The sequence below is a fragment of the Amycolatopsis sp. NPDC005232 genome (assembly GCF_040607795.1).
Lineage (GTDB): Bacteria > Actinomycetota > Actinomycetes > Mycobacteriales > Pseudonocardiaceae > Amycolatopsis.
The window spans coordinates 100204-119253 of sequence record NZ_JBEXHL010000024.1 but is presented as its reverse complement, the minus strand read 5'-3'; the positions used below and the strand labels follow the sequence as shown (position 1 = coordinate 119253).

Annotated in this window: 2 protein-coding genes; both read left to right on the top strand. The window is 73.0% G+C overall.

The genetic code is table 11. The features are described 5' to 3' along the window. Positions 1 to 22 precede the first annotated feature (22 nt). Entirely contained in the window at positions 23 to 12631 is a 12609-nt protein-coding gene (locus ABZU76_RS35190) for an SDR family NAD(P)-dependent oxidoreductase (protein ID WP_354877484.1), read from the top strand. Between the two features lie 45 nt (positions 12632 to 12676). After that, a complete protein-coding gene (locus tag ABZU76_RS35185) occupies positions 12677 to 18964 on the top strand; it encodes a type I polyketide synthase (RefSeq protein ID WP_354877481.1) in 6288 nt (2095 codons plus the stop codon). Positions 18965 to 19050: the final 86 nt, after the last annotated feature.

Genomic DNA, 19050 nt, shown 5'->3' with positions numbered 1-19050 from the left:
CCAGCCAGTGAAGGGCACGCAGTTGACCGAGGAATCGCAGCTCGTCGACTATCTCCGGCGGATGACTTCGGACTTGCGGCAGGCGAACCGCAGGATCAAGAAGCTCGAGGACGACGCCGTCGAGCCGATCGCGGTCATCGGCATGGGCTGCCGCCTGCCGGGCGGAGTGTCCAACCCGGACGAACTGTGGGACCTCGTATCCCAAGGCGTCGACGCCATCACCCCCTTCCCCACCGACCGCGGCTGGGACCTCGACGCGCTGTATGACCCCGACCCCGACAACCCCCGTACGACCTATGTCCGCCACGGCGGCTTCCTCCACAACGCCGCCTACTTCGACAACGACTTCTTCGGCATCTCCCCCCGCGAAGCCCTCGCCATGGACCCCCAGCAACGACTTCTGCTCGAAATCGCCTGGGAAACCCTCGAACACGCCAACATCGACCCCGCCACACTCCGCGGCACCCGCACCGGCGTCTTCACCGGCGTCATGTACCACGACTACGCGGGTGGTGAGCGGTCCCGGCTGCCGGACGAGGTCGAGGGGTTCCTGGCCACCGGCATGGCCGGCAGTGTCGCTTCCGGACGGATCGCTTACACGCTCGGGTTGGAAGGCCCCGCGATCACCCTCGACACCGCCTGTTCGTCTTCCCTCGTCGCGATCCACCTCGCGATCCAAGCCCTGCGCAACGGAGAATGCGACTACGCCATCGCAGGCGGCGCGACCGTGATGGCGACGCCCACGACGTTCGTCGAACAGGGACGCCAGCGCGGGCTGGCGCCCGACGGGCGGTGCAAAGCCTTCTCCGACAACGCCGACGGCACCGGCTGGGCCGAAGGCACCGCACTCATCCTCCTCACCCGCACCACCACCGCCACCCACCACAACCACACCACCCACTCCCTCATCCGCGCCACCGCCACCAACCAAGACGGCGCCAGCAACGGACTCACCGCACCCAACGGCCCCTCCCAACAACGCGTCATCCGCGACGCCCTGGCCAACGCCGGGCTCACCCCCCACGACATCCACGTCGTCGAAGCCCACGGCACCGGCACCACCCTCGGCGACCCCATCGAAGCCCAAGCCCTGCACAACACCTACGGACCCGACCGCACGACTCCCCTCTACCTCGGCACGCTCAAATCCAACATCGGGCACACCCAAGCCGCCGCCGGCGCCGCGGCCCTCATCAAGATGACGGCCGCCCTCCACCAGGACACTCTCCCGCCGACCCTCCACACGACACCCAGCACCACCGAGAACTGGCCCCACCACCCCCTCGCCCTGCTCACCGAACGCCGGCCGTGGCCCACCACCACGACCAGACGCGCCGCCATCAGCAGCTTCGGCGTCAGCGGCACCAACGCCCACCTCGTCCTCGAACAACCACCCACGCCCGAACCCGCAACCGACGACCGCGAACGGCCGCTCGGCGCGGCGACCCTGCCGTGGGTCCTGTCCGCCCACACCAGCGCCGCCGTGCGCGCCCAGGCCGCCAGGCTGCGCGACCACCTGGCCGGACACCCCGATCTCCCGCCCGGCGACGTCGCCCGCACCCTCGCGACCGGACGCGCCCACCTCGACCACCGGGCCGTCGTCCTCGATCCCGCCGAGGCCGGCCCAGCGCTGGCCGCGCTCGCCGAGAGCGGCGCGGGCGGGCTCCCCGCGAGCACGGTCGCCGGGAGCGTCGTTCCCGACCCCCGGGTGGTGTTCGTCTTCCCCGGCCAGGGCTCGCAGTGGGCCGGGATGGCCGTGGAACTGCTCGACTCGACACCGGTCTTCCGCGCCGCTTTCCGCGACTGCGAAGCGGCCTTGGCGCCGTACGTCGACTGGTCGCCGACCGCCGTTCTGCGCGACGAGCCGGGCGCCCCGGAACTCACCCGGGTGGACGTGGTGCAGCCGCTCCTGTTCGCGGTGATCGTCGCGCTGGCGGCGCAGTGGCAGGCCGCCGGCGTGCACCCGGCGATGGTGGTGGGGCACTCGCAGGGCGAGATCGCCGCGGCGTACGTGTGCGGAGCGCTCAGCCTCGCCGACGCGGCGAAGGTCGTCGCGCTGCGGAGCAAGGCCATCGGCGAGCTGATGGCCGGCCGCGGTGACATGGTGTCGATCCCCTTGCCGGTTGAGCAGGTGCGGGAGCTCGTGGCGGAGTACCCGGACAAGCTCGCGGTCGCGGTGGTGAACGGACCGTCGTCCACCGCGGTGTCGGGTGACCTCGACGCGCTGGACGCGATCGTCGCAACCTGCGAGGCGGCCGGGGTGCGCGCTCGCCGCCTCGCCATCGGCTACGCGTCGCATTGCCCGCAGGTTTCCGTGGTCCGCGAACGGCTTCTGGCGGAGCTGGCGGACATCACGCCCCGCCGCTCGGAGCTGCCGTTCGTCTCGGCGGTCACCGGAGCGGTGTTCGACACCAGCGGGCTCGACGCCGAGTACTGGTACCGCAACCTGCACGAGCCGGTCGAGTTCACGCGGGCGACGACCGCCGCGCTCGACCAGGGACTCGGAGTGTTCGTGGAGGTCAGCCCCCACCCCGTGCTCGTGCCGGTGGTGCAGCAGATCCTCGACGCCGCCGACGCGGACGCCGCGGTGACCGGCACGCTCCGCCGCGGCGAAGGCGGTCCGGCGCGGTTCCTCCGTTCCGTGGCCGAGGTGTGGGTCCGCGGCGCGGCGGTGGACTGGCCCGCGTTGTTCGCCGGTTCCGGCACCGCCATGGTGCAGCTGCCGACGTACGCGTTCCAGCGCACGCGCTACTGGCTGGAGCAGCTGCCGACGACCGGCGACCCGGCCTCGGCCGGTCTTCTGCCGGCCGGGCATCCGCTGCTCGGCGCGAGCGTGACGCTCGCCGACGGAGACGGCCTCCTGCTCACCGGACGGCTCTCGCGCAAAGACCAGCCCTGGCTTGCCGACCACGAGGTCGCCGGATCGACTTTGCTGCCGGGCACCGCTTTCGTGGAGCTGGCAGTGCGAGCGGGCGACCAGGTCGGCCGGTCCTGCGTCGAGGAGCTCACGCTGCGCCGGCCGCTGGTCCTGCCCGCCGACGACTCGCCGGTGCAGGTGCAGATCCGCGTCGGCACCGCTGGTGCCGACGGCCGCAGCCCCCTCGGCGTGCACTCGTCGCGGGACGGGCACACGTGGGTCCTGCACGCCACCGGCACGCTGGCCGAGCAGCCCGCGCAGCACGTCGCCGCCCTCGGCACGTGGCCGCCGCCGGGCGCCGAGGAGATCGGCACAACCGACGTGTACGCGGGTCTCGCCGGATCCGGGCTGCGGTACGGGCCGGCTTTCCAGGGCCTGCACCGCGCGTGGCGGCTCGGGACCGACTTGTTCGCCGAAGTGCGCCTCCCCGAGCCCGCCCGGCCCGACGGGTTCGGCATCCACCCGGCCCTGCTCGACGCCGGCCTGCACGTCATGGCGCTGGGCGCACCCACGGGCGGGCAGCGCGTGGTCCGGCTGCCGTTCAGCTGGGCCGGGGCGACGCTGCACGCGAGCGGCGCGACTTCCGTCCGGGTCCGGTTGACGCGCACCGGCGAAGAGGCCGTGGCTCTCGACGTGTTCGACGACGACGGCGCACCGGTGGCGTCCGTTGCCGAGCTGACGCTGCGGCCACTGCCCGCCGGCGGTGCTGCCGTCCCGACGCCACCGTCCACTTCGGATAACGACCTCCTCCACCTCGCCTGGCGGCCCGTCCCGGTCACCGGCGGCGCCGGGTGCGCGATCTGGGGCACCGACCCGTTCGGTCTCGAGCTGCCGACTGTCCCCGACCTCGCGGCGCTGCCGGACGACGGCGCTGCGGTGGTGCGCCGCTTCACCACCGACGACGACCCGGATCTCGCCGGGGCGTTGGCTCGCGCCGCGGAACTGGTGCGCGCGTGGCTCATCGCCCCGCAGGCCGCGGGCCGCCGGCTGGTCGTCGTCACGCGCGGCGCACTGTCCTGTTCGGACTCCGAGGACGTCACCGACCTGGGCGCCGCGGCAGCGCTGGGACTGCTGCGGTCGGCCCAGAACGAGAACCCGGACCGGTTCGTGCTGGTGGACCTCGACGCCGACGGACGATCGGCCGCGCTCATCCCGGCCGCGGTGGCCGCGGGCGAGCCGACCCTCGCGATCCGCGCCGGCGAGCTGCTGGCTCCTCGGCTCGCACCGCTGTCCGGGCACGGCGCCCTGCTCCCGCCCGTGGACGCACCCGCCTGGCGCCTCGACAGCACCGGCCACGGCACCCTGGAGAACCTGCAGCTGGTCCCCACTCCCGAAGCGACCGAGCCGCTCGCACCCGGCGAGGTCCGGATCTCCGTGCGCGCCGCCGGGCTGAACTTCCGCGACGTGGTCGTCGCCCTCGACCTCGTTCCCGGGATGGCGAACCTGGGCGGTGAGGTCTCGGGCGTGGTCCTCGACGTCGGCTCCGAGGTGACCGACCTCGTGCCCGGAGACCGCGTGATGGGGTTGTGCGCCCGTGCGTTCGGCCCGATCGCCACGTCCGATCAGCGCTGGCTGGTCCGCATGCCCGAGGGCTGGAGTTTCGAGCTCGCCGCGGCCGTGCCGGTCATCTACCTCACGGCCTACTACGGCCTGGTCGATCTCGGCGGACTGCGCGCGGGCGAATCGGTGCTGGTGCACGCTGCCGCCGGCGGCGTCGGTGTCGCCGCGACGCAGCTCGCCCGGCACCTGGGGGCCGAGGTGTTCGGTACCGCCAGCACGGGCAAGTGGGACACCCTGCGCGCCAACGGCTTCGCCGACACGCACATCGCCAACTCCCGGACCCTGGATTTCGAGCCCGAGTTCCTCGCCGTGACCGGCGGCGAGGGGGTCGACCTGGTGCTCGACTGCCTGGCCGACGAGTTCGTCGACGCCGGGCTGCGCCTGCTGCCCCGGGGCGGACGGTTCCTGGAGATGGGCAAAACCGACCGGCGGGACCCGGCCGAGGTCGCCGAACGGCATCCCGGCGTGCGGTACCAGGCCTACGACGTGCTGGAGGCGGGGCCGGAACGCACGCAGGAGATGCTGCGGGAGATCCTCGCGCTCTTCGAGCAAGGCGTGCTGACCCCGCCGCCGATCACCACGTGGGACGTGCGCCGCGGGCGGGAGGCGTTCCGCGCGCTGAGCCAGGCCCGGTTGGTCGGCAAGGTGGTGCTGACGATGCCGCGGCCCCTGCCGGCCGGCGGGACCGTGGTGATCACCGGCGCGAGCGGCATGCTCGGGTCCCGGGTCGCCCGGCACCTCGCCGACCGGCACGGGGTGCGGCATCTGCTGCTGCTCAGCCGGCGCGGAGCCGGCGCGCCCGGCGCGGCCGAGCTGGCCGCGGAACTGACCGGGCTCGGCTGTTCGGTCACGTTCGCCGCGGCCGACGTCGCCGACCGCGACGACGTCGCTGCCGCACTGGCGACGATCCCCGCGGCGCACCCGCTGTCCGCGGTGGTCCACACGGCCGGGGTGCTCGACGACGGGCTCGTGGAGACGCTCACCGAGGAGCAGATCTCCCGGGTGCTGCGACCGAAGGCCGGTGGAGCCCTGGTGCTGCACGAGCTGACCCGCGACCTCGACCTCACGGCGTTCGTGCTGTTCTCGTCCCTTTCCGGCGTCCAGGGCGGCGCGGGGCAGGGCAACTACGCGGCCGCCAACGCGTTCCTCGACGCACTCGCCCAGCACCGCCGGGCGCACGGCCTGCCGGGCCAGTCCCTCGCGTGGGGGTTCTGGCGCGAACGCGGCGGGATGACCGCCCATCTGAGCGACGCCGACGTGACCCGCCTGGAGAGGTCCGGCGCCCGCCCGATCGAGACCGACGAGGGCCTGGCCCTGTTCGACCGGGCGCTGTCGGCCGACCTCGCCTTCGTCGCACCGGCGGGGCTGGACTTCGCCGCGCTGCGCAGCGGCCCCGTCGGCCCGCTGCTGCGCGACCTGGTGGGTACCGTCGTCCGGCCGTCCGCCGGGGCCGCGAAGCCGGCGACGGCCGGTGAGCCGGAGCTGCCGGCCCGGCTGCGCGGGCTGACCGGCCAGGAACAGCGCCGGCTGCTCGTGGACCTGGTGCGCACCAACGCCGCGACCGTGCTCGGCCACGGTTCGGTGGAGTCGGTGCAGCCCAACCGGGCGTTCCGCGACGCGGGTTTCGACTCCCTCACGGCGGTGGAGCTGCGCAACCGGCTGACCACCCTGACCGGGCTGCGGCTGCCGGCCACCCTGGTCTTCGACTACCCGAGCGCGCGAGTCCTCGCCGACTACCTGATCGATCAGCTCGCCACGCCGGACGAGCGCGCGGCGGCGGCGACCACCACAGCGCGGACCCCGGACCCGGTCGCGCCGGTGGACGAGCCGATCGCGGTCATCGGGATGGCGTGCCGCCTGCCGGGCGGAGTGTCCAACCCGGACGAACTGTGGACCCTCGTATCCCAAGGGATCGACGCCATCACCCCCTTCCCGGTGGATCGGGGCTGGGACCTCGACGCGCTGTATGACCCCGACCCCGACAACCCCGGCACCACCTACGTCCGCCACGGCGGTTTCCTCCACAACGCCGCCTACTTCGACAACGACTTCTTCGGGATCTCCCCCCGCGAAGCCCTCGCCATGGACCCCCAGCAACGACTTCTACTCGAAACCGCCTGGGAAACCCTCGAACACGCCAACATCGACCCCGCCACACTCCGCGGCACCCGCACCGGCGTCTTCACCGGCGTGATCTACCACGACTACGGCTCCTGGGTGGCCCCAGGCTCACCGGAAACCGAGGACTACATCGGTACGGGCGTGTCCGGCAGTGTCGCTTCCGGACGGATCGCTTACACGCTCGGGTTGGAAGGCCCCGCGATCACCCTCGACACCGCCTGTTCGTCCTCCCTCGTCGCGATCCACCTGGCGATCCAGGCGCTGCGCAACGGAGAATGCGACTACGCCATCGCAGGCGGCGCCACGGTGATGTCCAACCCGACGCCCTTCGTGGGCTTCAGCCGCCAGCGCGGGCTGGCGCCCGACGGGCGGTGCAAAGCCTTCTCCGACAACGCCGACGGCACCGGCTGGGCCGAAGGCACCGCACTCATCCTCCTCACCCGCACCACCACCGCCACCCACCACAACCACACCACCCACTCCCTCATCCGCGCCACCGCCACCAACCAAGACGGCGCCAGCAACGGACTCACCGCACCCAACGGCCCCTCCCAACAACGCGTCATCCGCGACGCCCTGACCAACGCCGGACTCGAACCGTCCGAAGTGGACGCAGTCGAAGCCCACGGCACCGGTACGACGCTCGGCGACCCCATCGAAGCGAACGCCTTGCTCGCGACCTACGGCCGCGACCGCGCCACCCCGCTCCTGCTCGGAAGTTTGAAATCCAACATCGGGCACGCGCAAGCCGCCGCGGGAGTCGCCGGCGTGATCAAGATGGCGCAGTCGGTGCGGCACGGGGTGCTTCCGGCGACGTTGCACGCCGACGAGGCGTCGCGGAAGATCGAGTGGTCGGAGGGCACGGTGGAGCTGCTCACGCGGGCCCGGCCCTGGCCCGCCACCGGCACCCGGCGGGCCGCCGTCAGCAGTTTCGGTGTCAGCGGCACCAACGCCCACCTCATCCTCGAACAACCACCCGCACCCACGCGGCCGGTGGCCGAGGCCACGCCACCGTCGGTGCTGCCGGTACCGCTCTCGGCGCGGTCGGGGGAAGCCCTGCGGGCTCAGGCAAACCGCCTTCGTGAGTACCTCGGCGCGCACCCGGACCTCGCGCTCGGCGACGTCGCCCACACCCTCGCCACCGGACGCGCCCACCTGAGCCACCGCGCGGTGCTCGTCGCGGCGGACCGCGACGAGCTGCTCGCCGGGCTCGACACGATCGAGCACGACCGGCCGATCGCCCACGGCAGCACCGCGACGGCCGGCGAACGCCGGTGTGCGATGGTGTTCACCGGTCAGGGCGCGCAGTGGGCCACCATGGGAAGCGTCCTGTACCAGGAGTTCCCGGTGTTCGCCGCGGCACTGGACGAGGTCTGCGCGGAGCTGGACGGCCCGCTGGGCCGGTCGCTGCGTGACCTGATGTCCGCCCCGGACGGCTCACCGGAGGCGGCGCTGCTCGGCCAGACCCGCTACACGCAGGCGAGCACGTTCGCACTCGAGGTCGCGCTGTTCCGGCTGTTCGAATCCTGGGGCGTGGTGCCGGAGGTGGTAGCCGGCCATTCGGTCGGCGAGCTTTCCGCCGCGCACGTGTCCGGGGTGCTCTCGCTGCCGGACGCGGCGGTCCTCGTCGCGGCGAGGGGCAGCCTGATGCAGGCGTTGCCCGCCGGCGGCGCGATGGTCTCGCTCGAAGCCGGCGTCGACGAAGTGCGGCCGCTGCTCGAGAACCTGGCCGGCCGAGCCGGCTTGGCCGTGGTCAACGGCCCGGCCTCGGTGGTCGTGTCCGGCGACGAGGCGGCGGTGCTCGAAATCACCGGCGCGTTCGCCGCCCGCGGCCGCAAGACGAAACGGCTGCAGGTCAGCCACGCGTTCCACTCGCCGCTCATGGAGCCGATGCTCGCCGAGTTCGCGACCGTCGCGAGTGGACTCAAGTTCGGCCGACCGGAGGTCCCGATCGTCTCGGCCGTCACCGGAACCCGGCTGGACCCCGAGACGGCGGCCACGCCGGACTACTGGGTCCGGCAGGTGCGGGCCACCGTCCGGTTCGACGCGGTGCTGCGTGAGCTGGCGGGCTCGGGCATCACGGCCTACCTCGAACTCGGGCCGGACGCGGTGCTGAGCGCACTGGTGCCCGAGGACGGAGACCCGGTGCGCGTCCCGGCGATGCGATCCGGGCGTCCCGAAACCCGCACCGCGTTCGGCGCGCTGGCGGCACTGCACGCCCACGGCGTGCCGGTGGACTGGACGGCGGTGTTCGCCGGGCAAGGCCACCGGTCCGTCTCGCTGCCGACGTACGCCTTCCAGCGCAAGCGGTTCTGGCTCGACCGGCCGACCGGCAGCGCCGACGTGGCCGCGGCCGGGCTCACCCCGGCCGGGCATCCGCTGCTGGGCGCGGCCGTCGCGCTGCCGGAGTCCGAGGGAATGGTCTTCACCGGTCTGCTCGGCACGGCGACGCACCCCTGGCTGGCCGACCACACGATCGCCGGCACCACCCTCCTGCCGGGCACGGCGTTCGTCGAGCTGGCCCTGCACTGCGCCGGCGAGGTCGGCCTCGGGCGGGTCGACGAGCTGACGCTCGAGACACCGCTCGTGGTCCCGCCGACCGGGACCGTGCGGCTGCAAGTGCGAGTCGGCGGCCCCGACGCCGACGGCGCCCGGGCCCTCACCGTCCACTCGGCCAACGGTGACGGCGAGCCGTGGACGCGCCACGCGAGTGGCCGGCTCACCGACGCCGCCGACACCGTGACCGACGAGCCCGCGGCGTGGCCGCCCTCGGGCGCGGAGCCGGTGGACGTTTCGCAGCTCTACGATCGGTTCGCGGAAACCGGGTTCTCCTATGGGCCGGCGTTCCGCGGGCTCACCGCCGCCTGGCGCCACGGTGACGACGTGCTCGCGGAGATCAAGCTGCCCGAGCCGGCCACCCCCGACGGTTTCCTGCTCCACCCCGCGCTTCTCGACGCCGCGCTGCACGCCGCCGTGTGCGCGAGCGGAACGTTCGATGTGGACAAAGAAACCGGCCGGCTTCCTTTCGCCTGGACCGGGATCGAGTTGCACGCCACGGGTGCGTCGGCGGTGCGGGTGCGGCTCACGCCGACCGGCCCGGACTCGTTCTCGCTCCGGCTCGCGGATCCGGCCGGGCTGCCCGTGGCCACCGCCGGCTCACTGGTCCTGCGGGAGGTCGTGGCCGAAGCGGCACCGGACCGGAGTCTCGACTCGCTGTACCGGCTCGAGTGGCCGGTCACCGAACCGGACGCCGTCGCCGGTACCCGGACCTGGGCCGCGCTGGGTGATTCCGCTGTCCTGGCCGAAGCCGGTCTCGGTGCGCAGGCCTACGCCGATCTCGCCGCGCTGCGGACCGCGCTCGACGCGGGCACGCCGGCACCGGACTTCGTGCTGGCGGCTCTGGTGGCTTCGGGGTCCGACGAGCCGGCCACAGCACTGGAACAGGTGCTGTCACTCGCCCAGGAGTGGACCACCGGTGAGGAGTTCGCCCCGGCCCGGCTGGTCGTGCTGACGCGCCGGACACAAACCGTCGACGACGGTGAGGACGTACTCGACCTCGGCGGCGCTGCCGCCTGGGGGCTGCTGCGGTCGGCGCAAACCGAGCACCCGGACCGGATCGTGCTCGTGGACGTCGACGACGATCCCGCGTCGCTGCTGCTTCTGCCCCGCGTGGCCGGGCACGACCAGGTCGCGGTGCGCCGGGGCGAGGCCCGCGTGCCCCGCCTGGCCCTCGCTTCCACAGGAGAGGCGCTGTTCCCGCCGGCCGGCACGTCGTGGCGGCTGGACACCACGGGCACCGACACCATCGACGGGCTGCGCCTGCTCTCCGTCTCGGACGTCGAGCGCCCGCTCGAACCGCACGAGATCCGCCTGGACGTCCGCGCGGCCGGGGTCAACTTCCGCGACGTGGTCACCACGCTCGGCCTGGTGCCCAGCCAGGCCGGGATCGGCGGTGAAGCGGCCGGAGTCGTGCTGGAGGTCGGCGCCGAAGTGACCGGTCTCGAGGTCGGTGACCGCGTCTTCGGCGTGGTGCCCGGTTCCTTCGGGCCGCGGGCCATTGTGGACCGTCGGTTCGTGGCGCGCGTTCCGGAAGGATGGGGTTGGGCCGACGCCGCGTCGGTCCCGATCGCCTACCTCACCGCGTACCTGGGACTGGTGGAGCTGGCGAAGATCGGTCCCGGGTCCACGGTCCTGATCCACGCCGCCGCGGGCGGTGTCGGCACCGCCGCGGTTCAGATCGCCCACCACTTGGGCGCCACGGTGTTCGCCACCGCCAGCCCGGGCAAACACTCCGCGGTGATCGCCGCCGGGGTACCGGCCCAGCGGGTGTTCAACTCCCGCACCCTCGACTTCGAACAGCAGGTTTCCGCCGCCACCGAGGGCCGGGGAGCCGACCTCGTCCTGAACTGCCTCTCCGGTGAGTTCACCGACGCCGGCCTCCGCCTCACCGCGTCCGGCGGGGACTTCCTGGAACTGGGCAAAACCGACCTGCGCGACCCCGAGGACGTGCACAGCCGGTTCCCCGGGATCCGGTACCGGGCCTACGACCTCCGCGACATCACGCGCGAGCACACCCACACCTTGCTCACCCACCTGACCCACCACTTCAGCCGGCACGAGCTGACCCCGCCACCCGTCACCACTTACGACATCCGCCGCGCCCGCACCGCGTTCCGCCACCTCTCCCAAGCCGCCATCGTCGGCAAAGCAGTGCTCACCATCCCCACCGCCGGCCTCCTGTCGGGAACCGTCGTCATCACCGGCGGCACCGGCACCCTCGGCTCGCTGCTCGCCCGGCACCTCGCCACCCACCACCACACCCCCCACCTCCACCTCGTCTCCCGCCGCGGCGCCACCGCCCCCGGCGCCGCGGTCCTCAAACAAGACCTCGAATCCCAGGGCACCACCGTCACCATCACCGCCGCCGACATCACCGACCCCCACACCCTCACCCATCTCCTCGACACCACCCCCCACCTCAGCGCCGTCATCCACGCCGCCGCCACCCTCCACGACGCACCCCTCCACGGCCAAACCCCCACGACTCTCGCCACCACCCACACCAAAATCGCCCCCGCCCGCACCATCCACCAGCACAACCCCGCCATCCCCCTCATCACTTTCTCCTCCGCGGCAAGCATTTTCGGTGCCGCTGGCCAAGCGAACTACGCCGCGGCCAACGCTTTCCTCGACGCCATGGCGGTGCACCGCCGGGCCCGCGGCCTCCCTTCGCTCTCCCTCGCCTGGGGCGCTTGGGATTCCGAGTCGAGCCTGACCGCCGGGCTCAGCGAAGCCGACCGGCAGCGCATGGCCCGCGGTGGCGTCAGGCCGCTCTCACCCGAAGACGGCTTGGCGCTGTTCGACGCGGCCATGCGCACGGACTCGGCATTACTCGCCCCGATCCGCCTCGACCCGGCGGCGCTTCGCACGCAGGCAGGCAACGGCGCTCTTCCGCCGTTGCTGGCGAACCTGGTCCGGAGCGGCCCCCGCCGGGCGAGTGGCGGGGAGACCACCGCCGACGGGCCGGCACTCGTGGCGCGGCTGGCCGGGCTCACCGCGGCCGACCAGCACCGGGAGCTGCTCGAAGTCGTCGTGTCCGAGGTGGCCACGGTGCTCGGCCACGGTTCCGCGTCCGGAGTGGACCGTCAGCGCTCGTTCCGCGAGCTGGGTTTCGACTCGCTGGCGGCGGTGGAACTACGCAACCGACTGAGCACGCTCACCGGGCTGCGACTGCCGACGACACTGGTGTTCGACCACCCGACCCCGGCCGAGCTGGCCGCGCACGTGCTGACCGAACTGGCACCGGAGTCGGCCTCGCCGGTGGACGCCGCGCTGGCCGGCCTCGACGGGCTCGGTGCCCTGCTCACCTCGATCGGCGACGACGACCAGGGTCGCGGCGAGGTGTCCCGACGGCTCCAGGCGCTGCTCACGCTCTGGAACGGGCGCGGTGAGACCCACGACGACAGCGACCTCGACGCCGCGAGCAACGACGAGCTGTTCTCCATGATCGACAACGACTTCCGGCTGTCCTGAATCCCGGCAGGCGATCGCGCGAATCCGTAGGAGCTGAAGAACGTCATGTCCGAAGAAGCCAAGCTTCGCGAGTACCTGAAACGCGCGATCGCCGACGGCCGGAACCTGCAGCGCCGGCTTCAGGAGCTCGAGGGCAGGGCGGCCGAACCGGTCGCGATCGTGGCGATGGCCTGCCGGTTCCCTGGTGGAGTGCGCACCCCGGAGGACCTCTGGCAACTCGTCGCCGACGGACGGGACGCGATCACGCCGTTCCCGGCCGACCGCGGCTGGCCGGCCGAGGACCTCTACCCTGATGAGTCCGAAGTGGACGGTGAGGCACGGGCACGCACAGTCGAGGGCGGCTTTCTCGCCGACGCGGGCGGGTTCGACGCGGGATTTTTCGGGGTGTCGCCGCGGGAGGCGTTGGCGATGGATCCGCAACAGCGGTTGCTGCTGGAAGTGTCGTGGGAGGCGGTGGAGCGCGCGGGGATCGATCCGTCGTCGTTGCACGGCAGCCGCACCGGTGTCTACGTCGGCGGCATGTCGCAGGATTTCGGCGGGCTGCTCGCGACGTCGAGCCACGGCGATGAGGGCCATCTGCTGACCGGCGGCTCGGGCAGTGTGCTGTCCGGACGCCTGTCTTACACCTTCGGGTGGGAAGGACCCGCCGTCACCCTGGACACGGCGTGTTCGTCGTCGTTGGTGGGGTTGCACCTGGCGGCGCAGGCGTTGCGCGGTGATGAGTGCGACCTGGCGCTGGCCGGCGGGGTGACGGTGATGTCCACGCCGGGCGTGTTCCTGGAGTTCTCGCGACAGGGCGGGCTCGCGGCCGACGGAAGGTGCAAGGCGTTCTCCGCTGCCGCCAACGGCACGGGCTGGTCCGAAGGCGTCGGCATGGTCGTGCTGGAACGCCTCGCCGACGCCCGCCGTCACAACCACCGGATCCTCGCCCTCGTCAGGGGCTCGGCGATCAACCAGGACGGCGCCTCCAACGGACTCACCGCACCCCACGGCCCCTCCCAGGAACGCGTGATCCGCGACGCGCTGGCCGTCGCGGGGCTTGATCCGTCCGAAGTGGACGCCGTCGAAGCCCACGGCACCGGCACCACTCTCGGCGACCCCATCGAAGCCCACGCACTGCTCGCCACCTACGGCCGCCACCGCGATACGCCCCTGCTCCTCGGGTCCCTGAAGTCCAACATCGGCCACACCCAGTACGCCGCTGGTGTCGCCGGTGTCATCAAGATGGTGGAGTCGCTGCGCCACGGGGTGCTTCCGGCGACGTTGCACGCGGACGAGCCCTCGCGTGAAGTCGACTGGACCGCGGGTGCCGTGGAGTTGCTGACCGAGGCGAGGGACTGGCCGGAGACGGGACGGCCGCGGCGGGTGGGCGTGTCGTCGTTCGGCATGAGTGGCACGAACGCGCACGTGGTCCTGGAGCAGGCACCGGAGGAAACCGCGGTGGTGCCGGTACCGCCGGACGGTGAGGTGTTGTTGTCGTTGTCGGCGGTGACCGGTGCGGCGCTGTCTGAGCAGGCCGCGCAGTTGGGTGACTTCCTGACCGCTCATCCGGAGGTGCCGGTCGCGGACGTCGCGCACTCGCTGGCGGCGGGCCGGGCGCGGTTCGAGCATCGCGCGGTGGTGATCGGTGACCGGGCGAGGGTGCCGGCCGCGTTGTCCGCGCTCGCGGAGGACACCGAATCCCCGGATGTGGTGCGCGGGGTGGTGTCGGGTTCCGGTGGTGTGGCCGGGGTTTTCGCGGGGCAGGGTGGCCAGTGGGTCGGCATGGGCCGCGCGCTGGGGGAAGCGTCGCCGATGTTCGCCGAGTCGATGGCCGCGTGTGAAGAGGCATTGTCGCCGTACGTCGACTGGTCGCTGTCGAGGGTGCTCGACGACCCGGACGCGATGGCGCGGGTATCGGTGGTGCAGCCCGTCTCCTGGGCGGTCGCGGTGTCGCTGGCCGCGCTGTGGGCCGGCGTGGGTGTGGTTCCGAGCGTGGTGGTGGGGCATTCCCAAGGTGAGATCGCGGCCGCGTGCGTCGCGGGAGCGTTGAGCCTGGCCGATGCCGCCCGGATCGTGGCCGTGCGGTCCGCACTGATCGAACGCTCCCTCTCCGGCCTCGGGACCATGGGGTCGATCGCCTGGCCCGCCGAACGAGTCGAGGAAGCGATCAGCACGCTGGGCCTGGCCGGTGTCGGCGTTGCCGCGGTCAACTCCCTGAGCGCGGTCATCGTGTCCGGCACCACCGAGGACCTCGACGCGCTGGTCGCGTATTGCGCGAACGACGGTGCTCGGGCCCGGCGGATCCCCGTCGACTACGCCTCGCACTCGGCGCAGGTGGAGATCATTGCCGACGAACTGCGCACCGCGTTGAACGGAATCACCCCGCGGGACTCGACGATCCCGATGATCTCCACCGTCACCGGGCAGCGCATCGACACCACCACGCTCGACGCGGACTACTGGGTGCGGAACCTCCGCTCCACCGTCCGGTTCGCCGACGCCGTCACCACGATCACCGAGAGCGGCTTCAGCCGGTTCCTGGAGATCAGCGCCCACCCCGTGCTCACCACCGCCGTCGAAGAAACCGCCGGCACGCCCGCCCTGCACACCCTCACCCGTGACCACGGCGACCTCCGGCAGTGGCTCACCGCGGTCGCCACTGCCCACGCCGCCGGCCTGGACCTCACCCTCCCCCAGCCCGCCCCCGGCTCCGGGCGTCCGGTGGATCTGCCGACGTATCCCTTCCAGCACCAGCACTTCTGGATCACCGCCGGCACCTCGACGGTCAGGAACGAAGGCGGGCACCCCCTGCTCGGCATGCCGGTCGAGGTCGCGGGAACGGGCACAGCGGTCTGGACCGGGACGCTGTCAGCGAGCACACCGTCCTGGCTGGCGGACCACCGCGTCGTCGGCACCGTCCTGTTCCCCGGCACCGCGTTCGCCGAACTCGCCGCCTGGGCCGGTGAGCGGCTGGGGTGTGCCACGGTCCGGGAGCTGACGTTGTCCGCTCCCCTGGTGCTGGCGGAGCGGAGCAGGGTCGAACTGCAGCTGTTCGTCGACGAGGCGGACGACGACGGGTCCCGGCGTGTCACGCTCCACAGCCGTCCCGCCGGCGATCCGGATCCACTGTGGACACTGCACGCCGAGGGGGTGCTCGAGGACGCCGGCGAGGTGGCCGAGCCCGCCTGGCCGGGTGCCTGGCCGCCGGCGGTCGCGGAACCAGCCGACGTCGACGAGCTGTACTCCGCGCTGCACGAAGCCGGTCTGGGCTACGGCCCGACGTTCCGGGCGGTTCGCGCCGCGTGGCGTGCCGGGGACGAGGTGTACGCCGAGGTCGCCCTGCCGGACACGCTGGAGCCCGGCGCGTTCGCGGTGCACCCGGCACTGCTCGACGCCGCGCTGCACCCGCTCGGCGGCCCGGGCACCGGCGCCGCACACCTGCCGTTCTCGTGGACGGGTTTGCGCGTGCACGCGACGGGTGCCCGCGCCCTGCGGGTCCATCTCTCGCGGGACGCGCGGGGCGGGGTGACGGTGCGCGCCTACGACGGCGCCGGACTGCCGGTGGTCACCGTCGAGTCCCTCGTGCTGCGCCCGGCCCAGCTGAGCGGTCTCGGCTCGGCCGCACCTGACCCGCTGTACGACGTGCGCTGGAAACCGGTGTCCGCCGGCGAATCCGGCGGCGGACCGGTGGTCCTGCTGCGGTGCCCCGACAAGGCAGCCGGCGACGTCGCCGACCTCGCGTACGAGGTCACCGGCTGGACGGTCGCCGCCTTGCGGAATGCGCTCGCGCAGGACGAACCCGCGGTCGTCGTGGTCACCCGCCGCGCGGCCGCCGTCGCCGATGAGGACGTGCACCTCACGCACGCGCCGATCACCGGCCTCGTGCGCTCCGCGCAGGCGGAGCACCCCGGCCGGATCGTCCTGCTGGACCTCGACGACTCGACGGAGCCCGACGCCGAGCTGGTGAACCGCGCCCTCGCGACCGGCGAGCCCGTGCTGGCGGTGCGCGACGGCCGGCTGCACGCGCCCCGGCTGGGCCCGGCTCGCCCCGCACCCGGCACCTTGGCGCTGCCCCCGGCCGGCGAAAGCGCCTGGCGGCTGGATTGCGTACAACGGGGTTCGCTCGACGGCCTCGCGGTGGTCGCGAACGCGGCCGCCGCCGCGCCCCTCGCGCCGGGTGAAGTCCGGATCGCGGTGCGGGCCGCGGGCGTCAACTTCCGCGACGTGCTCATCGCGCTCGACGTCTACCCCGGTGCCGCACGCCCGGGCAGTGAAGGTGCCGGGGTCGTGGTCGAGGTCGGTTCCGCGGTCACCCGGTTCGCGCCCGGCGACCGGGTGATGGGCATGTTCGACGGCGCCTTCGCCCCCGTCGCGGTGTGCGACGAACGGACCGTGGTGGCGATGCCCGACGGCTGGTCGTTCGCCGCGGCCGCCGCGGTGCCGGTCGCGTTCCTGACCGCTTACCACGGATTGGTCGACCTCGCGGAGCTGCGGGCCGGGGAACGGGTGCTCGTGCACGCCGCCGCCGGCGGGGTGGGGACCGCGGCTGTGCAGCTGGCCCGGCACCTCGGCGCGGAGGTCTTCGGCACCGCGAGCGAGGGCAAGTGGCCGGCGCTGCGGGCGGCCGGCCTGGCCGACGACCACATCGCCTCGTCGCGGACCACGGAGTTCGAGAAGTCCTTTTCGGACGGTTCGGACGGTGTCGACGTGGTGCTGAACTCGTTGAGCGGGGAGTTCGTCGGCGCGGGCCTGCGGTCCCTGCGCGCCGGTGGCCGGTTCGTGGAGATGGGCAAAACGGACCTGCGCGACCCCGAGACGGCCGGCCGGGACCACCCCGGCACGCGGTACACGGCGTTCGACCTGAGCGCGGTGTCCGCGGACCGGGTCGGTGAGATCCTCGGCGAGCTCGCCCGGCTCTTCGCGGGCGGGGTCCTCGAGCCGCCCCGCGTGACGACCTGGCACGTTCGCGAGGCGCCGCAGGCGTTGCGCGCGCTGAGCCAGGCCGCGATCACGGGCAAGGCCGTGCTGACGTTCGACGCGGGCGACGGAACGGTGATCCTCACCGGCGGCACCGGCCGGCTCGGGCTGCTCGTCGCCCGGCACCTCCTGCGGCGCCACGGCTTCCGGCACCTGGTGCTCACGAGCCGGTCGGGCACCACGACCCCGGAGGTCCTCGAACTCGCCGCCGAGGCGTCCGGGCTCGGCGGCGCGGTCACGGTCTCGGCCTGCGACGTCGGCGACCGCGCGGCCGTCGCGGGCCTGCTCGCCGAGGTCGGCGCCCGGCACCCGATCGCCGGGGTCGTGCACCTCGCCGGGATCACTGACGACGCGACGCTGGACTCGCTGGACCCCGACCGGCTGCGCCGGGTCCTCGCGCCCAAAGTGGACGGTGCCTGGCATCTGCACGAGCTGACCGAGCCGATGAACCTGTCGCTGTTCGTGCTTTTCTCGTCGGCCGCCGGGACCTTCGGCAGCGCGGGTCAGGCCGGCTACGCGGCGGGCAACGCCTTCCTCGACGGGCTGGCCCGCCACCGTCACCGGCACGGCCTCCCCGGCACTTCCCTTGCTTGGGGACTGTGGGCGGCCGCGAGCGGCATGACCGGACACCTGGAGGAACGGGACCGTCGCCGGCTCGGCCGCGGCGGCGCGCTGCCCCTCGAGACCGCCGAGGGCCTCGCGCTCCTCGACGCGGCGCTCGGCGCCGGAAACCCGGCCCTGGTCACCGCGCGCCTGGACCTCGCCGGCCTGCGCCGACAGACCCAGCCCGTACCGGCCCTGCTGCGCGACCTGGTCCGCCCCGCCACCCGGCGCGCCGCCGAGTTCGTCGGCGACGGCGACGCGCTGCGGGAACGCCTCGCGCGGATGTCCCGTCCCGACCGCCTCGACCTGCTGGTCGAGATGGTGCGCCGCCACGTCGCCACCGTGCTCGGCCACACCGACCCGAAGTCGGTCGGCCTCGACAAGTCCTTCCGCGACCTGGGCTTCGACTCGCTGACCTCGGTGGAGCTGCGCAACCGCCTCGCCGCGGAAACCGGCCTGCGGCTGCCGGTGAGCCTCGTGTTCGACCACCCGCGCACCTCGGCACTCGCCGAACACCTGTCCGCGCAGCTCGTCCCGGACGACGCCGACGCCGGTGCGACCGCCGACCCCGACGACGGGATCCGGCAAGCCCTCGCGGCCATCCCGGTGGCCCGCCTGCGCCAGGCCGGTCTCCTCGACCCGCTCCTCGACCTCGCCCGCACGCCCGACTCCGAGACGCCCGAGCCCCCGCCGGACGGCACCGACCGGATCCTCGAGGCGGACGACTCCGAACTCGTCCGCCTCGCCCTGGCAAGCCTCGGCAAGGACTGACCGGAACCCGTCCACCGGCAGGAAAACAGCGCCGCCCTCCCGAAGGGTGGCGCTGTTTTCGTACCCGGCGCGGACGAACTCCCCAC